The following is an 8,185-nucleotide window of genomic DNA, read 5'->3' as shown; positions in this document are numbered from 1 at the left end:
GTTTTATTTTATTTAACTATATATAAAACATAGGGTTGTGGAGGTTTTTTTGAAATTAAATAATAGTAATGATTTGTTTACAGCAATAAATGAATAAAATGTGTAAAAATCGTTAGTGCAGTAATAGTTAGAGTACTAATAGTATTATTTTAATACAAAAGTACACTAAGCCTGCAATTGCTTAGTGCTCTAATAAATTTATATCGAGAGTAAGCTTTGCGGTTTTATCGTTTTAAAGCGCTTGGTTTGAAAGGTTAAGTTTTGAAAGGTCAGGCATTATTAATAACGCCTTTAAAAAGGAGGGGGTAACGTCTTAGTCTATTGCCAATATAGTCATCAGCTAAAATTTGCTGGCAAATAAAATCAATATCTTCGCTTGCTTCAAAAACCCAATCAAAGCGCTCTATAGCCAGTAAAAAACCCCGCTTTAAATGAGTTTGAGCACGGTATTGTTCTAAATTGTCTTGAATAATTGAGACTTTGCTTGGATCAGCTTTAAGCTCTTCTACTACTTGGTCTATAAAAGTAGTATTGAGCTTACTGGTAGGGCGGTGTCTGCATTTTCGTGGGTGCATTAGCTCTCGTTTGCAATGTTGTATAATTTTTTCAAAAAATCATCTTTATTTTTTTCGTGTTCGTAGTCTAGATGATAAGTATTATGAAAACCAAAGCGTAATTCAACACCGCTTCCCTGCAAATATACAGTGTAACCATCTACATCTGAATAAGCAGTAACGCCTTGATAATGTTTACCTTCGTCAGTCATTTCGCCTTTTTGAATGATGCGTTCATACACGGCTAAAATCTGTTTGTTGTCAATTTCGTTTTTCATACTTCACCCTTTTATTTAATACCTCATACGATAAGGATATGAGGGTCGATCATCTTAAAAACAATAGCTAAAAATGTGTGATATTGCTTTGTAATTTAGCCTTTTTAAATTATGCTCAAAATTCATTTAATGTTGAGCTTACACCATGATAGACAAGGCGTTACTACTAAAAACTCGTGAGTTATCGGATCAATTAATTGCATTGCAAACGCCAATTAGGATACTCGATGCTATTAATTGGGATAAACAAACTAAAGAGGAGTTTTTTAGACAAAAATGTCAAAAAAATCCACTTATCGATCGTGCTTATTATCAACAGCGCGACCTTGGTTTTGTACCTAGCGAGTTACGCCAAGCGTTTTCTACTTTGCACCGTAACATTATTAACCAATTAGGGCAGTTGAATCCGATTGCTCAATATATGGGAAAAATGTGCACTGAATATAAAACTGTATTAAGCATGCTTGAGTACCGTGGTACGCCAGAGTTTCATGATTTATCGGTGGAGCTATTTGGTCACCCTAAAGATTTATTTCATGCGGGTGAGCCATCACTTTCTGAACTCGCTAACATGTTAGATAAACCGCTGCAAAATTTACTCATAGCCGACATATTGCCCGACGATCCTAAAAATATTGATGCTGTAGACGCTGTGCGTATTTTGTCTGAGCAAGTAAATAGCAGTATGGCAGGGATAAATGTAGAGGTAATGCTTAGCGATGGTATTGTTAGTGATGCAGCCGCCGGTGCTAATAATATAAAGCTTAATCAAGATGTTAAGTTTTCGCAGCGTGAACTTGATATTTTAGAAGTTCACGAAGGGTGGATACATGTAGGCACCACTCAAAATGGTTTAGCACAGCCTTATTTAACGTGTTTGAGTAAAGGCACGCCAAGCTCCACTATTACCCAAGAAGGCTTAGCGGTATTAACCGAAATTATTACATTAAAATCGACCCCAAGGCGTTTATCTAAATTAGTTAACCGGATTCAAGCAGTTACAAAGGTAATAGATGGCGCTGAGTTTGTAGACATTTACCGTGATTACGTAGCGCAGGGTTTATCAAAAGATGACAGCTACACACTCGCGCAGCGTGTGTTTAGAGGTAGCACGCCAACAGGCCTGCCTTTTACAAAAGATATTGCCTACATCAAAGGCTTTGTACTGGTATATAACTTAATTCGTGTGGCAATACAGCTAGGTCGAATCGATAGACTCCCTTTATTACTGGTAGGTAAAATATCGATAGATGATTTTAGATTAATATCGCAGCTTCATGATTTAGGTGTAATAGAGAGCCCACAATTTGTGCCACCACACTTTAAAGATTTACGTGGTTTGACAACGTGGTTGAGCTTTGGCCGCTTTATTGGTGACTTATCGTTTGAAAAGTTAGAAAACGATTATAAACCGTTATTTTTATAATTAATCAACATAACTTACCGACTTGAATCTGCCCAACATAAAAAAAGCCCATAATGGGCTTTTAAAATAAAGTACTTTAGGTTTTGCTATCGAGCGTTGGTGCTTTCAAATATTTTGTCAGCTGAGGCTGCAACAAAACCAGTATAAAGCTCACCGTCGGCTTTAGGGTAACGAATAGCAAACTCATAAAAACAGCTAGGGATGCTCATATCACCGTCACTAAAGGTAACAGAGTATTCATCAGCAAGTGTTGACGATTGCTCTAGTAACACCTCTGGTGAGCCTTTAACTTCGCCGCCTGATGTATTAAGCGAAAAGCCAGCATCTTTCAGAGCTTGATTAACATCATGAATATTATCAAACTTAGCAAGCGTATTAATATTTACAGTAAAGTGGTTAGCACGGTAACCCCACGCCGACATCCACGCTGCATATTCACTCTCAGCAAGCAGCTGTTTGTAAGTATCGGTGCTTACTTGCCAATGTGTGCCTGAGTATAAAAAGTTATCTGCTGTTACGGCGCTTTCGTCAATTTTACTTACCATATCGCTTACGATGGCTTGTAACTCAGGTGAGCATTTTTCGACTAATAACTCAGAGATAAACACTTTTGGCTGATTTGGATCGCTATGCTCGTAGTGCTTTGCGTAGAGTTTTTTAGCTTCAAAGTGGTATTCACCACATTCTTTGTAACCAATCGCTAAAAAGTGAGCCGCGAGTTTTTCAAGGCCGACCTTTTCAATATTAAATGTACGCAGTGCAATATGATCGTTAATAATGTCATCTTTTTGCGTTGACCCTAAAAGGTCATGAATTTTGTCTGCCGATGGAGTTACGTTTAAGTAGTTTCCCCAAAGGTTATTAAATAATGTGTTTACATCAGTATGCATATCAAATCCTTAAATCTTAAAATTTGGTTTTATTGCTTATTCAATTATTAAGCCCGGCGCTAGGGTTTGCGGTAAGCTCACTTTGTCTGATTCAACAGACGCTACAGGGTATGCGCAATAATCAGCGGCGTAATAAGCACTTGCTCTGTGATTACCACTGGCACCAATACCGCCAAATGGAGCTGCGCTTGAGGCACCCGTAATAGGGCGATTCCAGTTAACAATACCGGCGCGAATACGCTTTAAAAAGTGAGTGTAATCATCTTCACTATCGCTAAGTAAACCAGCTGATAAGCCAAAGCTTGTGTTGTTGGCTTCAGCAATGGCGCTGTCAAAATCGTCAAAGCGATATACTTTAATCAGCGGTCCAAAATGCTCTTCATCTGGCATGTCGGTAACGTGTGTTACATCAATAATACCCGGGCTTACAAAACCTGTGCCTGGTTTTAATTGCTTAAGTTCAACAAGGATTTGCGCGCCTTTTGATACTAATTCACTTTGCGCAGCAACCATGCCTAATGCTGCTTTTTCGCTTATCATTGCACCCATAAAAGGCTGCTCTGTAGCAAAGCTGTCATCTACAACTATGTTTTTAGTCGCGCTTATTAGCTTTTCTAAAATAGCATCGCCATTGAGCGACTTTTCAATAAATAAGCGGCGTGCACACGTACAGCGCTGGCCTGAGGTAATAAAACCAGATTGAATAATATCGTGCACAGCAGCGCTTACATCACTCACGTCTTTTACAATCAGTGGATTATTACCGCCCATTTCAAGCGCTAAAATCTTACCAGGGTGTCCAGCAAATTGCTTATGTAATAAGTGACCTGTGTTTGAGCTACCGGTAAAAAACAGGCCATCTATATCTTTATGAGAGGCAAGTGCTTTACCTGTTTCAATTTCACCTTGCACAAGGTTAATAACACCTGCAGGTAAGCCCGCTTTTAGCCAAAGTGAAAGCGTAAATTCTGCAACGTGCGGAGTAAGTTCTGATGGCTTAAATACCACGGTGTTGCCTGCTAAAATTGCAGGAACAATATGCCCGTTTGGTAAATGCCCAGGAAAGTTGTACGGGCCAAAAATAGCAACAACGCCATGCGGTTTGTGTCTAATAAACGCTTTAGCACCAGGCATTGGGTTTTCGGTTGTACCTGTACGCTCATGGTATGCTTTTACAGATATAGCTACTTTACCTGTCATTGCGCCCACTTCGGTACGGGTTTCCCATAATGGCTTACCTGTTTCGCGTGCAATTATGGTCGCAAATTCTTCACTGTGTTCTTTTAATTGAGCTGCGAAGTTTTCTAAAATGGCTATACGCTCTTCAAGCGGCTTATCTGCCCATTGTACCTGTGCTGCTCTGGCTGCTTTTATAGCTGAATCTACTTGCTGGGCGTTTGCGCCATTACCTTGCCATACCACATCGGCATTACTTGGATTGATTGACTCAAATGCTGGACCAAGGCCCACATGCCATTGGTTATTAATTAGGTGTGTATTCATAAATAATTTACAGGCGGAAAAATCGCGCTGCATCTCCTTGGCTTAAATTAAGCGCCTTAGCCACATCTTGGCTAATGACGAGAGTATGTTTTGCATGATTGTAATGTGCGTCTTTGGTAAAGGTTGCTCTAAAGCCACTTACGCCTTGATTACATACAGCCAACGTATCTGAGCTATTTTGTGATATGTGATCAAGCTCACCAATTGTTATAGGGCAAACTTGAGAGTCGCGAATACTGCGAATATTACCAAGTTTTGCTTCAACCGTTGGACCTGCGTCAAATAAGTCAACGTAGCCTCTGTGCTCAAAACCTTCTTTTTCGAGTAGCTTTAGCGCAGGTTTTGTTTTTTCATGCACATGCCCAATAACTGCTTGGGCTTTTTTGCTAAGCAAGTTCACATAAATAGGGTATTTAGGCATTAACTCGCTAATAAATACCTTATCGCCTAAGCCCACTAAGTGATCCGCTTCTGGAAATTCGATACTAAAAAAATGCTCTTGAAGCCATTGCCAAAAAGGTGAGTGCCCATCTTCGTCGCTAACACCACGCATTTCTGCAATAACAGTATCGGCAAAACGCTCGCTATGCTGCGCCATAAACAAAAAGCGTGAACGCGATAAAAATCGACCCGTTAGCCCTTTGCGGCTATTTTCGCGCAAAAACAATGTGCATATTTCAGAGCAACCTGTGTAGTCATTACACATACTTAAAATATCAACGGTGTTGTATACATTTAAAGTAGGCGAATGATGTACGGTTTTACCTAAATGATAATGATACAAAGGTACCGACAAGCCCACTGCAGCTTCAATTGCTGTAGTGCCAACAACTTCGCCTGTTTCACTGTCTTCTAAAACAAATAAATAGCTTTCATCAAGTGGTTGATTAATGTTTTTGGCAAAGCTTTTTTCAGCGCGTTCAATTTTTTCTTTTAGCTGTGCATCATCAACAGGTAAAGAGGTAAATCCATGGCCTGATTCAATCGCAATTTGTTTAAGTGCGTCAAAATCATTGGCAGTAATAGGACGTAATACTTGCATTTATTGCTTGCTCCAATAGCACGCCTGTAGGCGTGCTAACTTAAACTATATTAACCGTTTACTACATCGCTAACGGCTTTTTCAAAGCGCGCTAAGCCTTCTTTAATATCTTCAAACGGGATAACTAAAGATGGCGTAAAGCGAATTACATTTATGCCAGCTACAAGGTTCATTAAACCATTATTAGCACTTGCTACTAAAAAGTCGCGTGCACGGCCTTCAAATTTGTCATTTAATACTGCGCCAATTAATAAGCCTTTACCGCGTACTTCACTAAACACGTTGTATTTTTCGTTAATTGCATTTAATCCGTCACGGAATAACTGTTCGCGCTCTTTAACACCATTTAGTACATCAGGTGTATTTACGGTATCAAATGCCGCTTCGGCTACGGCACAAGCAAGTGGGTTACCACCGTAAGTAGAACCGTGCGTACCAATTTTTAAATGCTCAGCAATGTGTGTGCGAGTGATCATAGCGCCAATTGGAAAACCACCACCTAATGCTTTTGCCGTTGTTAAAATATCAGGTACAACTCCTAAGCCTTCGTAAGCGTATAAATCGCCTGTGCGACCAACACCTGTTTGTACTTCATCAAAAATAAGTAGCGCGTTATGTTTAGTACAAAGTTCACGTACTTTTTTAGCAAATTCATCTGTTGTTGAAATAATACCGCCTTCACCTTGCAACGGTTCCATCATAACTGCACATGTTTTATCGCTGATCAGCGCTTCAAATGCAGCAATGTCGTTAAAGTCACAATGTTCTATGTCAGCAGGTTTTGGACCAAAACCATCAGAGTAAGCAGCCTGTCCGCCAACGGTTACGGTAAAGAAAGTACGACCGTGAAAGCCTTTATTAAATGCAATTATTTGCGATTTTTCAGCGCCGTACACATCAAGTGCAAAACGACGGGCTAGTTTAAGCGCCGCTTCGTTTGCTTCTGCACCTGAGTTTGCAAAGTAAACTTTGTCAGCAAATGTTGCTTCAACCATTTTTTGAGCTAAACGAAGTGCTGGCTCATTAGTCATAACATTCGATAAATGCCAAATTTTTTCGCCTTGCTCTTTTAATGCTTTAACTAATGCAGGATGACAGTGACCCAAACAGTTAACGGCAATACCACCTGCAAAATCAATAAACTCGTTGTTATTTTGATCCCACACACGAGAGCCTTCGCCACGAACAGGAATAATAGCTGAAGGGTTATAGTTTGGTACCATTACGTCGTTAAATAAGTCTCTTGTTACTTGCATTTTGTACACCTAAATTGAATGGGCTTAGATAAATGATTCGCTGCTAAATTAAAGAAGAATATAACCTTTATTCTTCAGCAAACACGTTATTATTTCTTGTAGGGGTCATTATCGAAGGTTAACAGTTAAATTTGCAGTGCTATTTTGTGAAAAATGGTTAGAATAAAAGTCAAATTAACGAAATAAATACGCATTATGATAACTCTACAAGATGAAAAGCTACTTTCTGTACTAAAAACAAACGCTAGAGCCAGTATTTCTGACCTTGCTCGCATGCTCGATTTATCTCGTTCAACAGTACAAAGCCGTATGCTTAAATTAGAAGAAACGGGTGTGATTAAAGGGTATAGCGTTGATTATGGGGATGACTATTTAAGTAAAATGGTATCAGCTCATGTGTCTATTAAGGTTAAGCAAAAGTTAACGACAAAAACGAACATAGAGCTTAAGCAAATAGATGCAATTTCTCAGCTCTATGCCATAAGTGGTGAGTTTGATTTAATTGCTGTGGTACAAGCGCAAAATCTAGAGCAGCTTAGTCATTTGCTAGACGATATAGGTAATCTTGATGGAGTAGAGCGCACTACATCGTCTGTTATTTTAGAGACCAAATTTAAGCGATGAGCCAAAGTACTTATAATTCCAATGCAGCAAGTTATTTTGTTGCTGTATTGGTGGTTGTAGGTGTTGTTTTTGCTCTTTTAATCACTTCTTTCGTTGCTTCATCTAATTTAATAAAATAAGCATTACCGCCTATGCCTTTAAATTCTTCATCTGTAAATACAATCGTGTTGTCATCAAAAAAGGTGACGGCTTCTTTTTGAGTAACAATTCCTAAATCTATTTTTGATACATCACCAGAGAAAAACTTATCACCTTTAAAGTTTTCAAATAACCAAAGGCTGGTTGAATCAAGTAACACTAATTTTTTACGATCGGGGCTGAGTGCTGCAGAGGTTATCCAGCAGAGTTTTTCAAGCGTGGTACACGTTTTAAAAGAGTCAACTAACTCAGCATCAAAATTTGCTGCATGATCCCCCACTTTATACACTTTAGTAATGCCATCGAAAGGTTCTGTACGATTTTTAGTAAATAAATATAAATGACGACCGAGTGCTACAAATGCTTCTAAATCAAAATTACGATTATTAGGTTTTATTGGAGTTCCATCCATTTCAGGATAGGTAAATTTGATTATTTCGGCTTGAGTAGTGTCGCCTTTAATATCAATAGGGT

Annotated in this window: 8 protein-coding genes and 1 pseudogene; 2 read left to right on the top strand and 7 right to left on the bottom strand. The window is 38.9% G+C overall.

The window, feature by feature from the left end:
- Positions 1-269: 269 nt before the first annotated feature.
- Both GQR46_RS12690 and GQR46_RS12685 read right to left on the bottom strand, forming a co-directional pair.
- Positions 270-575, bottom strand: a complete 306-nt coding sequence (locus GQR46_RS12690; protein ID WP_165741144.1) for a hypothetical protein — start codon at positions 573-575, stop codon at positions 270-272.
- Positions 575-832, bottom strand: a complete 258-nt coding sequence (locus tag GQR46_RS12685; protein ID WP_165741143.1) for a DUF3081 domain-containing protein — start codon at positions 830-832, stop codon at positions 575-577. The genes GQR46_RS12690 and GQR46_RS12685 overlap by 1 nt, the downstream gene beginning before the upstream one ends.
- A gap of 145 nt (positions 833-977) precedes the next feature.
- On the opposite strand from GQR46_RS12685, the gene GQR46_RS12680 reads away from it, so the two are divergent.
- Positions 978-2,258, top strand: a complete 1,281-nt coding sequence (locus tag GQR46_RS12680; protein ID WP_165741142.1) for a flavohemoglobin expression-modulating QEGLA motif protein — start codon at positions 978-980, stop codon at positions 2,256-2,258.
- An 86-nt stretch (positions 2,259-2,344) separates the two neighbouring features.
- On the opposite strand, the gene GQR46_RS12675 is transcribed toward GQR46_RS12680, so the two are convergent.
- Genes GQR46_RS12675 through GQR46_RS12660 form a run of 4 tightly spaced genes read right to left on the bottom strand, consistent with a single transcriptional unit; the run spans position 2,345 to position 6,949 of the window.
- Positions 2,345-3,148, bottom strand: a complete 804-nt coding sequence (locus tag GQR46_RS12675) for a DUF1338 domain-containing protein (RefSeq protein WP_165741141.1) — start codon at positions 3,146-3,148, stop codon at positions 2,345-2,347.
- A gap of 36 nt (positions 3,149-3,184) precedes the next feature.
- Entirely contained in the window at positions 3,185-4,651 is a 1,467-nt protein-coding gene (gene astD, locus GQR46_RS12670) for a succinylglutamate-semialdehyde dehydrogenase (protein WP_165741140.1), read from the bottom strand.
- 7 nt (positions 4,652-4,658) lie between these two features.
- Positions 4,659-5,693 carry an arginine N-succinyltransferase gene (gene astA / locus GQR46_RS12665; RefSeq protein ID WP_165741139.1) on the bottom strand — a complete coding sequence of 345 codons (1,035 nt, stop codon included), beginning with the start codon at positions 5,691-5,693 and terminating at the stop codon, positions 4,659-4,661.
- Positions 5,694-5,743: 50 nt separating this feature from the next.
- Positions 5,744-6,949: an aspartate aminotransferase family protein gene (locus GQR46_RS12660; RefSeq protein ID WP_165741138.1), complete on the bottom strand. Its 1,206-nt coding sequence runs from the start codon at positions 6,947-6,949 to the stop codon at positions 5,744-5,746.
- A 195-nt stretch (positions 6,950-7,144) separates the two neighbouring features.
- Here GQR46_RS12660 and GQR46_RS12655 point away from each other — a divergent pair, with 195 nt between their 5' ends.
- Entirely contained in the window at positions 7,145-7,573 is a 429-nt protein-coding gene (locus tag GQR46_RS12655) for an Lrp/AsnC family transcriptional regulator (protein WP_165741137.1), read from the top strand.
- Between the two features lie 31 nt (positions 7,574-7,604).
- On the opposite strand, the pseudogene GQR46_RS12650 reads toward GQR46_RS12655, so the two are convergent.
- Positions 7,605-8,185 (bottom strand): annotated as a pseudogene (locus tag GQR46_RS12650) (hypothetical protein); the annotation flags it as partial.

The organism is Pseudoalteromonas sp. Z1A6 (assembly GCF_011378745.1).
GTDB lineage: Bacteria > Pseudomonadota > Gammaproteobacteria > Enterobacterales > Alteromonadaceae > Pseudoalteromonas > Pseudoalteromonas arctica.
Note: the sequence above shows the minus strand (reverse complement) of the source record. Positions and strands in the feature narration are given on the sequence as shown.